The organism is Hominimerdicola alba 8, from assembly GCF_000178155.2.
Classification (GTDB): Bacteria; Bacillota; Clostridia; order Oscillospirales; family Ruminococcaceae; genus Hominimerdicola; species Hominimerdicola alba_C.
This window is the reverse complement of record NZ_ADKM02000091.1, coordinates 38451-58532: the sequence shown is the minus strand read 5'-3', so window position 1 is coordinate 58532 and position 20082 is coordinate 38451. Positions and strand designations below refer to the sequence as shown.

The 20082-nt window shown below is 47.8% G+C and carries 13 protein-coding genes; 5 read left to right on the top strand and 8 right to left on the bottom strand.

All coding sequences use genetic code 11. From position 1 onward, the window contains the following. Positions 1-60: 60 nt before the first annotated feature. A complete protein-coding gene (locus CUS_RS10520) occupies positions 61-1860 on the bottom strand; it encodes a Na/Pi cotransporter family protein (protein WP_002850480.1) in 1800 nt (599 codons plus the stop codon). 454 nt (positions 1861-2314) lie between these two features. Between CUS_RS10520 and CUS_RS10510 the strand changes: the two genes are divergently transcribed. The 3 genes from CUS_RS10510 (at position 2315) to CUS_RS10500 (ending at position 6396) form a co-directional block, all read left to right on the top strand. Next, a complete protein-coding gene (locus tag CUS_RS10510; RefSeq protein ID WP_002850651.1) occupies positions 2315-4126 on the top strand; it encodes a L,D-transpeptidase family protein in 1812 nt (603 codons plus the stop codon). Positions 4127-4249: 123 nt separating this feature from the next. Further along, positions 4250-4870 (top strand): hypothetical protein, encoded by a 621-nt coding sequence (locus CUS_RS10505; protein ID WP_002850399.1) that lies wholly within the window; start codon positions 4250-4252, stop codon positions 4868-4870. 86 nt (positions 4871-4956) lie between these two features. Next, positions 4957-6396, top strand: a complete 1440-nt coding sequence (locus CUS_RS10500) for a nicotinate phosphoribosyltransferase (RefSeq protein ID WP_002850587.1) — start codon at positions 4957-4959, stop codon at positions 6394-6396. Positions 6397-6631: 235 nt separating this feature from the next. On the opposite strand, the gene CUS_RS10495 is transcribed toward CUS_RS10500, so the two are convergent. Then, positions 6632-8707, bottom strand: coding sequence for a glycoside hydrolase family 3 C-terminal domain-containing protein (locus CUS_RS10495; RefSeq protein ID WP_002850594.1), 2076 nt, complete (start codon positions 8705-8707; stop codon positions 6632-6634). 122 nt (positions 8708-8829) lie between these two features. Then, positions 8830-9729 carry a hypothetical protein gene (locus tag CUS_RS10490; protein ID WP_002850714.1) on the bottom strand — a complete coding sequence of 300 codons (900 nt, stop codon included), beginning with the start codon at positions 9727-9729 and terminating at the stop codon, positions 8830-8832. Positions 9730-10066: 337 nt separating this feature from the next. On the opposite strand from CUS_RS10490, the gene CUS_RS10485 reads away from it, so the two are divergent. Further along, on the top strand, positions 10067-10921 hold the full coding sequence (locus CUS_RS10485; protein WP_002850524.1) for an AraC family transcriptional regulator: 855 nt from the start codon (positions 10067-10069) through the stop codon (positions 10919-10921). A 92-nt stretch (positions 10922-11013) separates the two neighbouring features. Here the strand turns inward: CUS_RS10485 and CUS_RS10480 are convergent, their stop codons facing one another. The 3 genes from CUS_RS10480 to CUS_RS10470 all read right to left on the bottom strand — a co-directional run bounded on the left by CUS_RS10480 (position 11014) and on the right by CUS_RS10470 (position 15457). Further along, positions 11014-12381, bottom strand: coding sequence for a HAMP domain-containing sensor histidine kinase (locus CUS_RS10480; RefSeq protein ID WP_002850699.1), 1368 nt, complete (start codon positions 12379-12381; stop codon positions 11014-11016). Then, entirely contained in the window at positions 12378-13052 is a 675-nt protein-coding gene (locus CUS_RS10475) for a response regulator transcription factor (RefSeq protein ID WP_002850449.1), read from the bottom strand. The genes CUS_RS10480 and CUS_RS10475 overlap by 4 nt, the downstream gene beginning before the upstream one ends. A gap of 1733 nt (positions 13053-14785) precedes the next feature. Continuing rightward, on the bottom strand, positions 14786-15457 hold the full coding sequence (locus CUS_RS10470) for a hypothetical protein (RefSeq protein ID WP_002850674.1): 672 nt from the start codon (positions 15455-15457) through the stop codon (positions 14786-14788). 347 nt (positions 15458-15804) lie between these two features. Here CUS_RS10470 and CUS_RS10465 point away from each other — a divergent pair, with 347 nt between their 5' ends. Beyond that, complete coding sequence (locus tag CUS_RS10465; protein ID WP_002850615.1) at positions 15805-16401, top strand: SH3 domain-containing protein; 597 nt, start codon at positions 15805-15807, stop codon at positions 16399-16401. Between the two features lie 113 nt (positions 16402-16514). On the opposite strand, the gene CUS_RS10460 is transcribed toward CUS_RS10465, so the two are convergent. Together CUS_RS10460 and CUS_RS10455 are read right to left on the bottom strand one after the other, a co-directional pair. Continuing rightward, a complete protein-coding gene (locus CUS_RS10460) occupies positions 16515-19229 on the bottom strand; it encodes an FtsX-like permease family protein (protein ID WP_002850406.1) in 2715 nt (904 codons plus the stop codon). Then, positions 19229-19930, bottom strand: coding sequence for an ABC transporter ATP-binding protein (locus CUS_RS10455; protein WP_002850617.1), 702 nt, complete (start codon positions 19928-19930; stop codon positions 19229-19231). Before CUS_RS10455 ends, CUS_RS10460 begins: the two co-directional genes overlap by 1 nt. Between the last annotated feature and the right edge of the window lie 152 nt (positions 19931-20082).

Below are 20082 nucleotides of genomic sequence, written 5' to 3'. Positions count from 1 at the left end.
GGTTTGCGCTTTTTCATCAAAACAAGGCGGAACGATGCTGACATCGCCCGCCTGAATTTTTTATGCCAATGCTTTGAGTGAGTACTTTTCGGTATACTCTTTCAGCTTATTCTCATACACCGCTGTGCCATGCTTATGCAGGTCATCGAGGTATTCATGCTTTTTAAGAGTTTCATACTGCTGTTTTGAAGAGATGAGGTACACCGCGATATTCGAGCAGTGGTCGGATATCCTCTCGACATTGGTGAGGATATCGAGGAAATGAATGCCCACATCGATAGCGCACAGACCCTTCTTTGAACGGTCGATATGCACAGCTTTGAGTTCTTCCACCAGACGGTCTACCACCTCTTCGAGGGGTTCTATCTCGGTGAGGACGGTCATATCCATAGTTTTTGTGGCTTCTATCGCAAGGTCGATTATCTCAGCGATAGCGCCGTTCACGACTTCAAGTTCACTGTTGGCGCGGTCGGAAAATCTTGCTTCCTCTTCATAGAGAACGCCCGCAGTTTCGCTGATATTCACCGAGTAGTCACCTATACGCTCAAACTCGCTTATCAGGTGGAACAGTGTGGTGACCATGCGTCCCTCGTCCTCGTTAAGACCGCAGTCATTGAGTTTTATAAGATACTGACCGACTCTGTCCTCCAGTCTGTCCAGCAATTCCTCACGCTCATTGACTTTCTCGACCTCTTTGAGGTCATATTTATCGAACAGTCCGCAGACTGCCTCAAAATTCTTCTTTGCATAGATACCCATCTGCACAACAGCCTCTTTGCACTGCGCGATAGCCACGTTGGGAGTGACAAGAAAGCGCTCGTCCAGAAGGTCTTCCTTTGAGAAAACGTCATCTTCCTCACCGGGCTTATCACGTACAGTGATGCAGGCAAGTTTTTCAAGCAGACCTGCAAATGGTATGAAGATGGCTGTTACAGTCACGTTGAATATGGTGTGGAAATTAGCTATATGATCCATTGTGAAAGGCTTATCCCAGAAACTCCAGCCAACAGTCAGCTGAACAGCGTAGATAACTATGAGGAACAGTATCGTACCGATAAGGTTGAAGTAGAAGTGAAGCAGTGCCGCTCTTTTTGCGTTTTTAGAGGATTTCAGTGAAGATATCAGAGGTGTGGCACAGGTACCGATGTTGGTGCCCATGATGATAGGAAATGCCGATGCGAAAAGCACCGCGCCGTCCGTACCGCTTCCGCCTGCGATGACCTGCAAAAGACCGACTGCCGCCGCACTTGACTGAGTGCATATGGTGATTATGATGCCCACCAGAATGCCCAGTGCGGGGTTCTGGAGGACTGCGAATATGGACTTAACTCTGTCACTGCCCTCTATCATGGGAGTTATGGCGCCGCGCATGGTGTTGATGCCTGTGAAAAGTATCGACACGCCGATAAGTATCTCACCGATGGTCTTGTACTTGTTCTTCTTCGAGAACATTATGAACAGTATGCCCGCGATGGCGAGTATCGCTGAAAGATTGGTGGGGTTTATAAGGTTGACGAAGAAGTTCTCCGACTCACCGATGCCCGCCAGCCTTAGTATCTGCGCTGTCATAGTAGTACCTATATTTGCGCCCATGATTATACCGACAGCGCCGCGCAGCTTAAGCTGACCTGCGTTTACCAGACCGATGACGATGACCGTAGTAGCCGTTGAGGACTGCACTGCCGCCGTCACGATAGCGCCGAACAGCACGCTTGTGAAGATGTTGCCCGAAACTTTGGCAAGCACCTTTTCCATAAGACCGCCCGCTGTCTTTTCAAGACCCGAACTGAGTGTGTTCATACCGAACATGAACATTGCAAGACCGCCCACAGCGACCAGCACACTGAATAGATTTGACATATTTTTACTCCTTGTTACTTTCCTCCTGACAGCCACCTGACTGCCTTATCCTGACCTTATTATACTCTCACACCATAAATTATAACTTAAAAACAAATGCTTGTCAATTGACTGCCCTTTAGAATGAATGGCGGCTAATACTGTTCAAACTTATTTATCATGTACAATTGTGGTACTTCACAGAACATTGATAAACAAGACAGGGATAACCAGCGTTTGCATGTTGCAAGACCTCTGCGGCAGGAATGGACAGAAAATGCGATAAAACTCCCATTCTTTCAGTGCGCAGTCGGTGTTTGAACGGCGGCGGGAACAGTCGAAAAAAATATGCAAAAAGTCCTTGAAAAAAAGGCGGGAATGTTGTATAATAGAAAATGGGGTCATTTGCATAGACTGACCTTTGGAGAAATAACGTGTATTTAGGTATTATTTTCAGGAGGATCGTTATTATTAAATGGAGAACAGAAAAGAAGACCTTGCTAAGATGATAGCGCGAAACATGTCGCTTGCAGAGGATACGGACAGTGTTCCTGTGATGGCTTCGGGCGTTACCGATTTCGGTGAGGACGCATTTGATGACTACGCCTACGCAAGCACAGCAGGCGGGGTCAGAACTGCGAGGAGGAGCACTTCGGGCGGCACTTCAAGGAGCGGTCAGAGAAAGAGCGGCTCATCAAAGAGCGGCAGTTCTTCGGGCAAAAAGAAGAGCAGCGGCACAAAAAAGTCGGGCAGCGGCAAGAAGACCTCTGCTGCGGCTAAGGGCAGCACCGCTTCAAAAAAGAAAAAGAAGAAAAAGAAAAAAGGCATGTCGGGCACACAGGTGGCACTTATCTGCACAAGCGTGGTACTGGTGGGTGCCATAGCATCAGTGGGCATTTATTTCATCGGCAAAAAGTCATATGAAGATGCTTTCCTCGACAACACCTACGTTGCAGGCGTTGATGTGGGCGGCATGGACAAGGAACAGGCTGTGGCTGAACTTAAAAAGAAAGCTGTTGTGCCTGAAACTTTCGTAATAACCAAAAAGGACGGCTCGGCACTGAGCATAAAACTGGCTGATATCGGTTATGTTGACAATACCGAAGAAGCTGTCGGCAAACTGTATGATGAGCAGGATCGCGGCAAATGGCTGGATGCAAAGTTCGACAAGGAAGAGTTCGACCTGACCAACGATTTCCACTATGACAAGAAAAAGCTGGAAGAACTGCTGGCACACAAACTTCTGAAAGACCAGAGAGCCACTGCACCAAAGGACGCTTACATCACCCGCAACGACAACGGAAGTTTCAGCGTTGTGGGCGAATCAGACGGCGATACCATCGATGAGAACAAGATACAGCTTCTATATGACCATGTGGAGAGCGAACTTGACAAGATGAATTTCGACATCGCCATCGGTTCACTGGACTGCTACAAGACCGCTAAGGTAAAGGCAGAAGAACTGTCAGAGGAGTGTCAGAAACTCAACAATCTTCACAATATGCAGATCAGCTTTGATTTTATCATCGGCAATGAACTGATAGACGGCGAACAGGTGATGGAATGGGTATCATTTGACGAAGATGCACCCGTTGAAACGCTGGAGATAGACCGCGATGCGATAGAGCATTATGTTGAACTGCTGGCAGACAAGTACGACACTTTCGGCAAGGACAGAGAGTTCAAATCGACCAGCAGGGGCGTTATAACTGTACCGCAGGGTCAGGGCTGCTATGGCTGGTGGCTCGACCAGAAGGGCATGACCAATTTCATCGTCAACTGCATAGAAGAGGGCGAGTCGGTCAGCACAGACCCAATATGGTATGTGAACCCCGATTCGACTTACAGCTACACCTGCAACCCCGACTGGCTGACTTCCACAAAGGATTTCGGGGACACTTACTTCGATGTTGACCTGAGTGCACAGCATCTATGGTATTATGAAAACGGCGAGATGAAGATGGAGAGTGACTTCGTTTCGGGCTACCCCAGCGAGTCGAGGAACACACCGGCAGGCGTATACAAGCTGTGGCTGAAAGAGCGCGGCAAAACGCTGGTGGGCAGTTCTGACGGGCAGTCATACGCTTCATACGTTGAATTCTGGAACTACATAAGCACCATTGGTATAGGTTTCCACGATGCTTCATGGCAGAACGGCGTGTTCGGCGGAACTAAGTATCAGTCAGCAACATGGGGCAGTCACGGCTGTATAAACCTGCCATATGATGCAGCTGAATACATATACAACAATGTGGCATATGATGTGCCTGTGTTCGCATACTGGTAAAAAGAAGCTGAGTCCCGCTGTGATATATTTCGGCAGGGACGGGTCATACTATATTAATTAATAGCAGTTCTTTCAGCTTAGTTTTTTAATATAAAACTGCTTATATCTGATAAGGAGTCAACTATGAAAAAAGAATTTGCGATAGTTATCGCAGCGCTGCTGACCGTTTCGGTGCTGGCAGGCTGCGGGCATAAAGACAAGAAGAAAAAGCCCAAGACCAATGACAAGTCTGAAAGCAGCACTGATATCACCACCGACGGCGAAGAAGAATTCTACACGGTGGGCGTGCTGGAGGACTTTGATGAGGCTGAACCTTCTGTCATAAACGGGCTGATACTTGAGTCACAGTCGGGGTGGAAAAATGTGGACACCATCGACACGATGGCGGAAAAGGGCTTCACCAAAGAGCCGCCGCTGTACACATTTGAACTGGACGAAGTATTTGAGATGTATATAGACACTGAGGTCGAGGACGGCTGGAACGTCTACATAATACGCCATGACGACGAACTGGATATGACCACGCTGGACGAGGATAAGCTGTATCAGCTGAGTGAGCAGGACGGCTGCTCGAACAGGCTGGGCAATACCCCCGACAGGGAGTATTACGGAGATATCGGCGGTATGTGCGTGGCATCGGATATATCAAGTGAGGGCGACTATGACATGTTCTTCGTGCGCGGCGGCAAGATCGACAGCTATATAGGTCTGGAGATAACGGCAACTGCGGAAGACATGGGCTGATCGACGGCAAACAAAAAGGGGAAATGCTCACGCTCTTTGCGTAGAGGGCGTTTCCCCTTAAATTTTACAGAAAAGAGGTAAACAACATGACTGAACTTAACTACACTATGCTCTGTGACTTTTATGAGTTGACTATGGGCAACGGCTACCTGCTCAGCGGAATGGACAAGAAGACAGCATATTTCGACCTGTTCTTCCGCCGTGTGCCCGATGAAGGCGGCTTTGCTGTGGCATGCGGGCTTGAACCGATTATCGACTACATTGAAGACCTGCACTTTTCTGAAGCTGATATCGAGTTTCTCAGGGGCAAGGGCGTTTTCAGCGAGGAATTTCTCGCGTATCTGAAAGATTTCAAATTCACGGGCGATGTGTGGGCTGTGCCTGAGGGTACGGTTGTTTTCCCGAATGAACCGATAATAACGGTACGCGCACCCGCTATACAGGCACAGCTGATAGAAACTTACCTTTTGCTGTGCATCAACCACCAGTCACTTATCGCCACAAAAGCTAACCGCATCGCGCGGGCGGCACAGGGTCGGGCGGTGAGCGAATTCGGTTCGCGAAGGGCGCATGGTGCTGATGCGGCTATACTGGGCGCAAGGGCGGCAGGTATCGGCGGCGTGCTGAACACTGCCTGCACCATCACTGACCAGCTTTACGGCTTCCCTGCTACGGGCACGATGGCGCATTCATGGGTGCAGATGTTCGACAGCGAGTATGACGCTTTCGCGGCATACTGCAAATGCTATCCCGACAGTACCGTACTGCTTGTTGACACTTTCAACGTACTGAAAAGCGGTATACCCAACGCGATAAAGGCTTTTGACGATGTGCTCAAGCCGCTTGGCAAGCGTCCGCTGGGGGTAAGGCTTGATTCGGGCGACATCACATACCTTTCCAAAAAGGCGAGAAAAATGCTGGACGATGCGGGATACCCCGACTGCAAGATAATCGCATCAAATTCGCTGGACGAGTATATAATCCGCGATATGATATTTCAAGGGGCTGAGGTTGACGGCTTCGGCGTGGGCGAAAGGCTCATAACTGCCAGAAGCGAGCCTGTTTTCGGCGGCGTTTACAAGCTGGTGGCTGTTGAGGACGAGAGCGGTAACATCACCCCGAAGATAAAGATAAGCGAGAACGTGGTGAAGATAACCAACCCGCACTTCAAGAAAGTCTACCGCATATACGACAGGGAGAACCACAAAGCCATCGCTGACCTGCTGTGCGTACACGATGAAAAGCCTGACGAAAGCAAGCCGCTGACTCTCTTTGACCCCAACTACACATGGAAGAAAAAGACAGTTACAGACTTTGAGGCGCGCGAACTACTGGTACCGATATTCGAGGGCGGCAGGCTGGTCTACAAAAAGCCCGCCTACAAGGATATAGTCGCTTATGCCAAAACAGAGGTGGAAAGTTTGTGGGACGAAGTCACACGATTTGAGAACCCGCACAACTACTATGTTGACCTTTCGCAGAAGTTGTGGAACATCAAAAACGATTTGCTGAACGCTGACAGATAAATAATATATATGACTATCCCTTTAGCACACCACCAAAAAATACCCTTATAACAAGGAAATACTGAGTTGATGTTATCTTTCCCCCGCCGCAGGCGGGGGGAAAGATAAACGCCAACTATATTCAGTTCCCAATATAACATCGTTTATTTTGGTGTGTCAGCGGGATAACCACAATAATATAAATACAGAAAATTTGCCCCGAAACGTTATGAACGCTTCGGGGCATTGTGTTTTATCACTTGTTTATCTCGGTGCTTACGCACTTTGCGCCTGTCAGCTTTTCGCTGAGCGCATCGGGCTGATGTGTGCCCGCAAGAAGAGTGAACTTGCTTCCAAAGACCTTTCTAACGCCGTTGTTGTCAACTGCGGTGAATGCCTTTTCGGGTATCGCTATCTCGACGGTGGCTTTCTCGCCCTCGCCCAGCTTTACGCGCTTGAAGCCGCACAGACTTACGTTTGGCACAGCCTGCTCGCAGTAGTCTTTGAGGTACAGCTCGATAACATCTTCAGTGGCTCTGCCGCTGTTTTCTACCGATACAACAGCCTTGCCGTCCTTGTACTCTACAGCGTTCACCTTAACGCCGCCGTAGGTAAGACCGTAGCCGAATGGGAACAGGATATTGTCGGTGGTGTAGCGATAAGTTCTGCCCTTCATGGAATAATCGGTGAACTCAGGCAGTTTGTCGGTGTCCTCGTAGAAAGTCACAGGCAGTTTGCCCGATGGCGAAACATCACCGAACAGCACTTCTGCCAGCGCCTTGCTGCCCTCTGCACCGGGATAGAAAGCATGTATCAGCGCATCAGGCTGAGATTCGGTGTTTATGGCAGAACCTGCGCATACCACCGTGACAACCGGCTTGCCCACTGACATTATCTTCTCCACCAGTATTTTCTGTGGAGGGGGCAGTGTCAGACCGTTCTTGTCACCCGATGAGAACTCGTTGCCTGTATCGCCCTCTTCACCCTCGATGGTGGCATCAAGACCAACACACATGATGACCAGATCGGCGTTCTTTGCGGCGGCAACAGCTTCCGCATAGCGGTCACCTGCCTGTGCCAGACCCGAAATGCTCTTCTTGTAGAGGTGACAGCCCTCAGCGAATATCACTCTGCCCTCAAATCTGTCCTGAATGCCGTTAAGGAAAGTGGTGTATCTGTCAGAAAGACCGTTGTAGTTGCCCTCCAGAGCGGTCCTGCTGTCAGCATTAGGACCTATCACCGCGATGGTCTTGTACTTCTTATCGTCCAGCGGCAGAATGCCGTTGTTCTTCAGCAGTACCAGTGACTTCTCAGCGCACTCCAGCGATACCGCCTTGTGTTCAGCGCAAGCCACCTTGCTGTAGGGTATGTCATCGAAATCAGTATGCTTATCGAACATACCCAGCCTTATGCGTGTCCTCATCAGGTGTACGCATGCGGTGCGTATCTGTTCTTTAGTGATAAGCCCCTTGTCCAGCGCCGCCAGCAAATTCTGGTAAGTACAGCCGCAGTTGACATCACAGCCCGCTTTCAGTGCCATAGCCGCACTTTCAACAGCGTTCGCAGTTACCATATGATGCTCATGGAAATCCCTGATAGCCCAGCAGTCAGAAACGAAATAGCCGTCAAACTCCCACTCTTTCAGCTTTTCCATCAGGTAGTCGCTGGCGCAGGCGGGTTCACCGTTGACGCGGTTGTACGCGCCCATGACGCTCTCCACCTTAGCCTCTTTTACCAGTGCCTCGAAAGCGGGCAGATATGTTTCTTCCATATCCTTAGCATCAGCTTTGGCATCAAAAGAATGGCGCAGTGCCTCAGGACCGCTGTGTACTGCAAAGTGCTTTGCACATGCCGCCGCTTTCATCACCTTGCCGTCACCCTGCAAGCCCCTTACGACAGCCTTGCCGTTCTGTGCGGTGAGGTATGGGTCTTCACCGAAAGTTTCGTGACCCCTGCCCCAGCGCGGGTCGCGGAAGATGTTTATATTGGGTGCCCAGAGGGTCAGACCCTTGTATATGTCGCGGTCACCCTCGACAGTGTAGGCGTTGTACTTCGCCCTTGCTTCTTCGGAAGTTATTTCGGCAGTGCGCTTTGTCAGTTCATCATCGAACATAGCTGCAAGACCTATAGCCTGCGGGAACATAGTAGCCACACCAGACCTTGCCAGACCGTGTATGCCCTCATTCCACCAGTTATAGGCAGGTATGCCCAGCCTTTCGATGGCAGGTGCATCATATCTCAGCTGGCTTGCCTGTTCCTCAGTGGTCATCTCATCGGTGAGGGCTTCTGCTCTCTCCTCAGCCGAAAGCGACTCGTCTAAATATTTTTTCATGGATCTCCTCCTGGATCATCATCTTTTATCCGATTTTATAATAAATGTATAGTTAACAGGCAGGGGGTATCCCCCGCCCGTCATCAGCGTACAAAGATTTCGGCAATGTCAGATATTACATATCATTTGCCAACCGCAGTTCTTATCTTGTCCAGTTCAGGCTCCTTGTCGCCCTCGTTGTCGAGCAGGTGCCATGTTTCGGTGACTTCTGTGCTCTCACCCGGCTGATATTTTCTCTTTTCGCCCAGTATCTCACATTCAAGGAACTTGTAGTTGGTGTACATCTCAAAGTTGCAGGAATAATCGGGGTACTCAACGAACTGATAGTCACCGAAGCACTTTACGAATATCTGTTCATTTACAGCGTAAGCCGCAAAGCCGTCCTCAACATTGAAGCCTGCCTTGAAAGGCGATGGCAGGAACTTATCCTGTCTGATGCGCGCATACTCGTTTGTCAGTTTGAAGCGGGGGTCATTTATGTCGGAATAATCCCACAGGCTCATTACTCTGTTAGGCAGATATCCTGCTTTTCTGGTACACATCGGTATAACAGCGGTACCGCCGTCGGTAAGACCTGTTATCGACCACAGTGCGAAATCAGCCTCCTTGTCGCCAACGTTTGTGATGCGCTGGGTGACTTCTGCAACAGCTTTGTCAGCGTCCAGCTTTATAACGGTTTCAAGCTGCTTTGCAAAAGGTGTCACAGGCGGAGTGAATGTTACAGTGTCGCCCTCAGCCTTGTATGCAACGGGTGCATTGTCGGGGTAATAAGTTTCGGGCAGAAGTTCAGGCGCTACCCACAGTCTGTGACCGCCGCGATTTCGCCATGTGCCATAGCCCTCAACATCAACAGTGAACAGACCATCTCTGTCCTCCAGCATAACGTTCTTTCTGCCCTTGCGTGCAAAATATATCACTCTCGGACCAAATTCTATGGTAACAGCCAGTGTGCAGGCATCATTCTCGATAAACACGCACTTGCCGTAACCCTCATACTCTTTTTCTGTGACTTTAACGCTCATAAAAGCACCTCCGAAAAAATTTCATTTTATTTTTTACCCTGCCGCCCTGCCAACAGCGGACGGCTTCATATTCCACGTTAACAATTATACACTATCTTTACAAATTTTGCAACACATTTTTTGCGTTATCGGGTACAAATATTGCTTATTTATATAAAAAAATTGTGTCTTATTACGAAAAACTCTGTCTAATATATTGAAAAATCTGCGCGGTTGTGCTATAATATGTTGTAGGGTACAGCAATTTTTCTTCTAAAGCAAAAATTGCGATTTTTATATTTCATCAAATGCCGCAAAGGTGGAAAATATTACGCGGCAGAAAACGGGGGATATAGTTATGATAGTTCATCTTGACGGTGATTTTGAAACAGTCGATTATATCGAGAACCGAAGCGTGCTGATATACGACAATGTGGATAATGAAGAGTATCCTATACACTGGCACAACGCCATCGAGATAGTCATGCCGCTGACCAACAGCTACACGATGATATGCGATGGCAGGACATATGAATTGAAGGAGAGGGATATACTCATAGTGCCCGCAGGCACTCTGCACGCCATGAAAGCCCAGCCCGGCAGAAGGCTGATAATGCTGTTCGACAACCGCAGTATAAGTTCCAACCCTGCGCTGTATGACCTTTACTCGGTGCTGAAATCGCCTGTGATGATAGGTGATGACTTTGATGAAGAACTTCGGGTATCGCTGGGCAATCTCATAAAGGAGATATACACGCTGTACAGCAACTTCGATGTGCTGTCAGAGGTATACATCTATATCAAACTGCTGACACTGCTGGCGCGCATCAAAGAGAACCAGATAAGCGCTGTAAAGTACGATGATGAGAAGTACATGGAAAAATTTGGCAGTATCATAAAATATATCGAGCAGAATTATATGTACAACATCACCCTTGACGATCTGGCGAAGATGGCGGGCTACAGCAAATACCATTTCTCGCGCATCTTCAAGAAATACAGCCGCACCACTTTCATCAGCTTCCTCAATCACAGGCGTATAAAGGCGGCAGAGATGCTGCTGTTGGACGAGAACATTTCCGTGACCGAAGCGGCGATGCAGGTGGGCTTCTCCAGCCTGACCACTTTCAACCGTGTATTCCGCGAGATAAAGGGCTGCACACCTACCGAGTTCCGCAAGCTGTACAAGCTGACTAATGTGACAGGTGACTGACACAAACAATATCCCCGCAGGAAACATCTTCCTGCGGGGATATTTATGCCTTATGTAAATAACAGACTATCAGTTGTGACTGCTTTGAATATTCACATCATTTCCTCAGTCTGGTAAGGGAGTTCGACCGTGAATACCACACCGCCCTCAAAGGGATTGTCTACGCTTATCTTGCCGTCTGCAAGGTCTACTATCCTCTTGACCAGCGCCAGCCCAAGACCGTTTCCCTCAGTGGCACGCGAACGGTCACCCTGATAAAATTTCTCGAATATCTTATCCTTCTTGTCGGCAGGTATCTGCGGACCGTTATCCCATATTTTAGTGACTATACCGTTGCCGCCGCGAAACAGGTTCACCTTTATGATGCCGTTCTGCGGCGTGAACTTTATGGCGTTGTTTATTATATTCTGCCATATCTGCCCCATAAGGTCTTCGTTGCCCACATAGATTATGTCCTCTAAGTCGATATCCATATCGATATCTTTTTTCGACCATTCAGGCTCAAGCATGAGTATTATCTTGCGTATCTGTTCATCTATGCGGAAACGCTTCTTCTTGCCGATAGTGGTCTGGTTCTCAAGTTTTGTCAGGCTGAGTATGTTCGATGACAGCTTTGAAAGCCTTGATGTTTCATCAATTATTATCTGCGTGTACTCAGCCCTGTCAGCAGACGAGAGCAGAGGATCCTGCAAAAGTTTTGCAAAGCCCTGTATAGATGCCAGCGGCGTTTTGAACTCGTGGGAAACGTTGGAAATGAAATCGCCCCTCAGTGTTTCTATACCCGAAAGTTCCTGCGCCATCTTGTTGAAGTTGCGCTGAAGAATGCCATATTCGTCCGCACCGTTCTCGCGCACCCTTACCGAGAAATTGCCCCTCGCGACCTCAGATGTCGCCATACTCAGGTCGTGTATCGGCTGGAGCATCGTCCTGCCCACAAAAGTCGTGATTATAGTACCCAGCAGTATACTGGAGATAAATCCCACTATGGTGACAAAATTCACCACCCAGTAGACATTTTCACTGTTGAAAGAATTTATCAGCACATACTGACCGTCTATGATCGTCAGCATCTCCGCACGCGGCACTATGCCTTCGGTATTGATGACATAGCCTTCCTTTTCCAGTTCCTCTTCGTGGTCTTTGACCAGCGAATTTTCGGGCGACAGCTGTCTTATCTCGTAAGACGGCGTGTTCAGCAGACTGATTATCGTTTCATAATTAAAATGCTCACGTTCAAGCGAAGTTGCGGAATTTGCAAAGGACACCAGCTGTGTCTTTGAATTTTCGCGCATTATCGGGCTGAATATCAGCAGCAGCACACTGACCGATATACTTGCCGATATGAACATGACGATGAAGAACATCATCGCCAGCTTGAACTGCATGGTCATTCTCTGGGTCTGGGGGTGCTTTAAGTTCTGCACCGCCTTGTTTACCGTGTTCTTTACCTGTCTTTTCACTTCTTTACCGCCTTATAGCCAAGCCCTCTCACCGTTACTATCGAGAAATCATCAGTACTGCCGTAGCGTTCACGCAGACGCTTGATATGCACATCGACAGTTCTCTCATCAACGTCCTTGTCCATGCCCCACAGTTCGTCCAACAGCTGGCGGCGGGTGAATATCTTGTTGGGGTATGACAGCAGTTTGAACAACAGTTTGAATTCCATCTGCGGTATAGTTTCACCCGCGCCGCCATCGATGGAAACTGTCTGCGCATCGTAATCAAGCACGCAGCTGCCCACCGTCATGGTATGTTCACTGGCTAATTTCGAGCGTTTGAGCAGTGCGCCTACTCTCAGTATCATTTCATTTATGTCGATGGGCTTGACCATATAGTCATCAGCACCCGCACCGAAGCCTTCTTTCTTGTCCTCGAAACTCTCCTTAGCCGTCACCATTATGATAGGTATCTGGAAATCGGCGTTTCTCAGCTGTCTGGTCAGTTCATAGCCGTCCATATTAGGCATCATTATATCTGATATTATCAGGTCGATATTTGTCTTTTCAAGCATATCCAGCGCCTCTACGCCGTCATTGGCGGTAAAGGGCTGATAGCCGTTCTGTTTGAGTGCAGCACTCATAAGTCTGCGCAGGCTGGCATCGTCCTCAACAACAAGTATCTGAAACATAGTGTCACGATCCTTTCAAATTCTATAAATCACAAAAGGTACAATAAAAGTTCTCCCACTTTAGATTATACTCCAAATTTCCATACATTGCAAACGCTTTCAACACTGTTCACAAAACATTTACAAGTTTGCACATATCGTAATTCACACAAGAAAGGATCACTTGTTAAAATTATATCATGCACAAGTTCATAAAAAACTTGATTTTATAATGACAAAACGGATATTTCATCGACCAAACAAACAAATTCCTGCGCTATGTTTTGTACATAATGACAAAATACTTTCCGATTTGGAAATACTTCCGACAGTTCATGTTCGGTTCATATTGGGGTGTTATTATATAACCGAACTAAAAAAAGGGTTTGGCGAAGCGGTAAAGCCTAGTGTCCGTTGAAACCCCAACTCTATGAATTTAGAAGTTTTCCCTCGCGCGATCCCCCAAGTCGCACTTCAATGACATTAGGTTTTACCGTTTTTCCAAATCAAATCCCTTTCATAATTCTATAAGAAAATTAATGCTCATTTCACGCCGAATCAGAAGTGGGCGTTAATTTTTTTTGCCCGAAATTACGGTATCTCAATCGTTTGAAATTTTTTTGAGAAAATCCAAAAGATCTGCCCGAAAATTCATGTTCGGTTCACACAGGAGTGTTATCATATAGATACAGTAAAGGAAATGACAAGAAAGTCCCTCCAAACCTTTCTTTTTCCTACCTATTGGTGATTGGCAAAGTCTACAAACGCCGATGCAGGTTTTGCCAATCATCAAATCCCTTTCATAATTCTATAAGAAAATTAATGCTCATTTCACGCCGAATCAGAAGTGAGCGTTAATTTTTTTTGCCCGAAAATACGGCATCTCAATCGTTTGAAATTTTTTTGAGAAAATCCAAAAAATCTGCCCGAAAATTCATGTTCGGTTCACACAGGCGTGTTATCATATAGATACAGTAAAGGAAATGACAAGAAAGTCCCTCCAAACCTTTCTTTTTCCTACCTATTGGTGATTGGCAAAGTCTACAAACGCCGATGCAGGTTTTGCCAATCATCAAATCCCTTTCATAATTCTATAAGAAAATTAATGCTCATTTCACGCCGAATCAGAAGTGGGCGTTAATTTTTTTGCCCGAAAATACGGTATCTCAATCGTTTGAAATTTTTTTGAGGAAATCCAAAAAATCTGCCCTAAAATTCATGTTCGGTTCACACAGGCGTGTTATCATATAGATACAGTAAAGGAAATGACAAGAAAGTCCCTCCAAACCTTTCTTTTTCCTACCTATTGGTGATTGGCAGAGTCTACAAACGCCGATGCAGGTTTTGCCAATCATCAAATCCCTTTCATAATTCTATAAGAAAATTAATGCTCATTTCACGCCGAATCAGAAGTGGGCGTTAATTTTTTTGCCCGAAAATACGGTATCTCAATCGTTTGAAATTTTTTTGAGGAAATCCAAAAAATCTGCCCTAAAATTCATGTTCGGTTCACACAGGCGTGTTATCATATAGATACAGTAAAGGAAATGACAAGAAAGTCCCTCCAAACCTTTCTTTTTCCTACCTATTGGTGATTGGCAGAGTCTACAAACGCCGATGCAGGTTTTGCCAATCATCAAATCCCTTTCATAATTCTATAAGAAAATTAATGCTCATTTCACGCCGAATCAGAAGTGGGCGTTAATTTTTTTTTGCCCGAAAACACGGTACTGTTCATGAAAGTACCGCGTTTTTTATTTTTTCAGGTTTTTCCTTGCCGTTTTTTCAAGATCATTGGCGGTGACTTTTTTGGTGCGGCGGCGGTAGATCACTGCTATGACTATCGGCAGAGATATGAGAATAAGAGCAACTGCTGCGAAGATCGCCGCTATCACTGCGGGGTGTGCGCCGTGTCGCTGAAATATCAGCGCACTGCCGTCAGCTGAAAAGCCGTAGGGGGTCTTGGTGGAGTACTTCGTCACAGACGGTTCGGTGACCGAGAGTATGTTGCCAGACTTATCAACATAAGCAGCTTTAAAATCGCCGTAAGCTATACTGAGGTCGATAAAATCACAGGAAACCTGCGCGGTCGAGTGCATGGTCAACACTTCCCCGCCGCCAATTTCAAGCGCATTGGCTTTCTTGTGGTGCAGGCTGAGGCTGACATAGCCGCCGTCACTGTACTTTGCTATCTCACTTTCGGGGGTGATATCAAGGTCTGCCGACTGCGGAGGCTGAGTGAAATCCACATAGTTCTCGTCATCGGGGGACATTTTTACAAGAATATCCAGATAGGCGGTATCAGCGGGGGCGTTTTGGTAAGATATGACAGCTTCGGCAGGGTCGTAGTGGGTGGCGGCTGAGGCGGTCAGCGGGAAAACTACAGCAGATGCCGCTGCAAAAACAATAGCGAGAAATTTTTTCATGGTAATACCTCCAATGATCTATAGATTAAATGATATCACCAAACAGGCGGAAAGTCAAACAAAATACTGCTGTTTTGGCGCATATCCAGCGCAATTTTTGGGCAAATTAGTATATAATGAATATACAGCAAACAACATTAAAAATCATACATACCCCGCTCACAGCTGCAATTATCGCCATATCTGCGGTATATGCGTAATTTTTAATGTCGTTTACTTTAAGAAATCCTTAAGAGTTACTGTAACCGAATTTTAATTGACATTTTGCGCGTAAAATTGTATAATAATAAGGTGAAAATATTTGAAATCGATGCAAGACGCATTTTTTATGAAAGGAAGACAGGCAGATGCCCGAGAATAATCAGTATAGAAACAATCACACTCAGCGCCCGCAGCAGGGTCAGCCGAACCGCACAAGACCCTACCCGCAGCAGCAGCGTCAGGGCGCGGGCAGGCAGACACCGAGAAAAACAAAGCGTCAGCGCGAGAAAGAAGCTGCGCTGAGTTCAGCAGTCAAGGGTATAATCGCCATTATGGTGACTTTCCTGATAGTTGTCATCGTTATAATGCTTTTCTGGAAAAATCTGTTCACAGGCGCTGAAACAGGCAAAAAAGAAACAGGTGTTATCACTTCTACCGAGTATATACCGCCTGAGACCAAGACCGCGACCGAACGTACAGACACCACAAAGGCAAGCAAGAAGAAGACCACCAAGACCGAAGAAGAGGAAGAAGAAGAGGACGAGAATACACAGACGATCAAGTGTACAGGCGCCGTTCTGCTTCACCCTGAGCCTACTTCAAGTTCTTCTACCATTGACACGATACCTGCGGGGGCAGAAGTCAAGTTCTACCGCAATGAGAACAACTGGTTCTTCGTTGAATACAACGGCAAACAGGGTTATGCGTGGGGCAACTACTTCACTGCACCTGTCGAAAACTGATAACAATAATAAAGCCGAACGGAGTTTTCCGCTCGGCTTTTTTGTTGCTCTTTCTTTTGTTTGCATCATGTTCTGATGTTTTACATTCGTCACCTTACGCATGGCAAGGGTCGTTACTCTCTGTTTTTCAGCACCTCCGCAGGGGTTATCCTGCTCAGTTTTCTTGTGAGGAGAGCACTGCTCACAAAGTACACCGCCAGCACCATCACATATATGATAAGGTATAAGTACGGCGGAAATTCCAGCACCATCGAGCAAGCCACATTCGGGATAAAACTCGGATAGATGCAGTCCATCAGGAATTTTGACAGCGGTATGCACACCAGTGCGCCCACCGCCACCACCATAAGGTTGCCGTTGAGGTACAGGCTCCTCACTTCGCGGGGACGGTAGCCGAATATCTTTATCAGCGCTATGCCGAATGAACTGCGGTCTATCATAACGCCCATCATAAGGTACATTACAACTATGAAAATGACTGTTCCCGCGATGATAAGCGTCCATACCAGCGATGCCATCTGCTCAACATACACGCCCGCACTCTTTTCGATGTCTGCCTTGCTTGTCACGCTGTAAAGCCTGCCCTGTTCGATGTCGAGAGCTTTGTCGGAATATACCGCGTTGAAGTAGTCATCTTCCTCACCGAAAAGTTCGCGCATGCTGTCGATATCCATGAAGATAGTGAAGCCGGGCGAATATTCAGCCACATCGGTAACGGTGAAACTGTAGTCAGTATCGTTCGCCATGTCGGTGAAGGTAACCCTGTCACCGATCTTGTAACCGTACCTCTGCACCAGCGAGTTGTTGATGACTGCGCGGTTCTTGCCCTTTTCGGGGCGTGCATCGAAGTACTTGCTGTTCTCGTTGAGTCCTATCACCGTCACATCAAGGGTGTAGCCCATACAGTCGGTGCTGAGTGTTTCCACATAAGCACCCTCGCCGCCTGCGGGAACGTTCTCTTCGGGGTATTTGTAGAGGTACATGTACTGATAGTCGGTATCAGCCACGTTGTCGTGCTTTACTGCCTGACACATCACATAGCAGTCAAGACCCAGCATTATGACCATCAGCGACACCAGCATGCCCAGCACGACCGCCGCAGCAGAGCGCACCTCGCGAAGCATCTGCCTTATGCGGAACATGGTCGGGAAACTCTTTGTGCGTATGTTGAACTGCTTGTAGCTTGACGCGCCCTGTTCGTTCTTTATGAGCGAAAGTGCTGTGCGTGACAGCTTTTTGTTGATGACCAGCGCATTCACTACATCCGCTATGACAGGCGGAAGGATAAGCCCATACACCAGCAGATAGGGCGCATAGTAGATATCATACTGCGGCAGTGAGAAGTAGCCGTAGCTGTCCTGTAACTGTGTGCCTATACCGACAGGCGAAAAGCCCAGCGCTGTGCCTGCCAGTCCGCCGAGAAATGCAACTATCGTCGGCAGGGTGATGTAGTGACCCAGCAAGTCTTTCTTTTTGACACCCAGCGCATACAGCGCACCAATAACGCTTGCCTCACTCTCGACACGGTGTACCACGAATACCGAGATGACATAGCCGAACAGTATCAGCACTATGATGCCTGCTACCAGACCTGCGTTCCTGTCCATGACCACATCGCCTGCCGCCGCCTCTATGCGTTCGTTGTCGCCTTCCGCCACATATGAGATAAGGTTGTCTATGTCGATATCGAAGACTTCGTCAAGCATTTCACCGATGCCGTCACGCAGTTTAGAAACGCCGTCTTTCAGTTCGTCTGAACCGTCAGAGGCTTCCTGCGCGCCATCGGTGTAATCCCGCAGTCCGTCACGGAATGCTATCACGCCTGCCAGACCCTCTTTGAGGTCTTTCAAGTCCTGCGACTTTGTGGCTTCAATAAGTTCATCAAGTTCTTTTTCGTAGTTTTCTTCTGTCAGCTTTACCGATGCCAGCATCAGGTGCGGCTCGGAATTTGCCTGCGCAAAGAAACTGTCCACCATAGCCTGCGCCGCATCGTTCAGTTCATCGTTGTGGGCGGTCATGTCCTTCATGCCGTCAGACAGTTCAGCTGTACCGTCATACAACTCATCAACACCGTCTTCAAGGTCTTTCCTGTCGGCAAGAATATCGTCGATCGTTTCACGGAAATACTTGTCCTCGACCTTTGTGTAGTCGAGATCAAGTTCTTTTATGCGCCCTTTCAGGTCATCATCGGTGACACCATCACCAAGAGTGTAGGCATACACATATTCCTCAGCTTTCTGGCTGGTGGTGCGCCTTACGTTATCGTAGCACTCATCGGTCACAAAGATAAGTCCGAAATACTTCGACTGCACCGCAGTGTCAGAAAATTTAGCCTTAGGCTGGTCGTAATCGGGTACACAGCCGATGCCGCATACAGTGAACTCTGCACCGCCTGCCTGTATCTTATCACCGAGCGAGATGTTATTTTCTGCCGCATAGCGCTTTTCTATGACACATTCGCTGTCATTTTCGGCAAGCCTGCCCTCATCGAGTATCACCTTATCTATCCGCTGACGGTTTTTGAACATGCGCAGGCGGGTGTTCTCGTCCACCGCGAGGTCGGTGTAGAACTCTGCCTGTATCTCGGTGCCGCCTGCTGATATTTCTGCCAGTTCATCATCAGTCAGCGGCAGAAATACAGTGAAAAAACCGTCCTCAGTGTTGAACTTACTGCGCTTTTCCTCAGTGCCGTGAAGCACAGTTTCCGCCGAACCAACTATGCCTATCACCAGATATATGCCCATCGCGATGACCAGCACCAGCGCCAGATACCGCCCGATGCCTGCCTTTAAGTCGCGGGGCAGGCGCTTTCTCAGTACTCTTCTCATCACAAGTCCTCCAGTTCGGCGGCGGGAACTCTGGTTTCATTCTCGTAGTCCTTGCGGATAAGACCGTCCTTGACGATTATCACCTTGTGCACCATGTCCTTGATGGAGTTGTTGTGGGTGACTATCAGCATGGTAGTGCCGTATTTCGCGTTTATCTTCTCCAGAAGTATCAGTATGTCGCGGGAAGTTTTCGAGTCAAGCGCACCTGTGGGTTCATCACAAAGCAGAAGTTTCGGGTTCTTGATGAGTGCCCTTGCTATGGCACACCTCTGCTGCTGACCGCCCGAAAGCTGTGCGGGAAACTTGTTCTGATGCTCGGTAAGCCCCAGAGTGTCCAGCAGTTCTTCCATATCAAGCGGGTCATCTGTCAGGTAACTGCACACCTGAATGTTCTCCTTGACAGTCAGATTTGGCACAAGGTTGTAAAACTGGAAGATAAATCCCAGATAGTCGCGCCTGTAGTCTGAAAGTTCGGCAGGCTTAAGCCCGAAGATCTCCTTGCCGTCAACTATCACCGAACCGCTGTCCATAGTGTCAAGCCCGCCGATGCAGTTCAGCAGCGTGGATTTGCCCGAACCGCTGGTACCCTGTATAACGCACATCTGTCCCCTTTCGACACTTGTGCTGACACCCTTTAACACCTGTATGTAGCTGGTGTCCTTGCCGTAGCTTTTCTTTACGTCCCTTACTTCTAAGTACATGCTGTGACCTCCGTTCATTTTTTTAAAAAAAGTTAGATTTAGCTAACTTCACCCTATATCAAACCAAAACATGTTATCCCGCTTTTCAGCGCGGGCACTCCCCCACTATAGCAATCCGCCTTAAAATTCAGACAAAATCCAGTCACAAAACC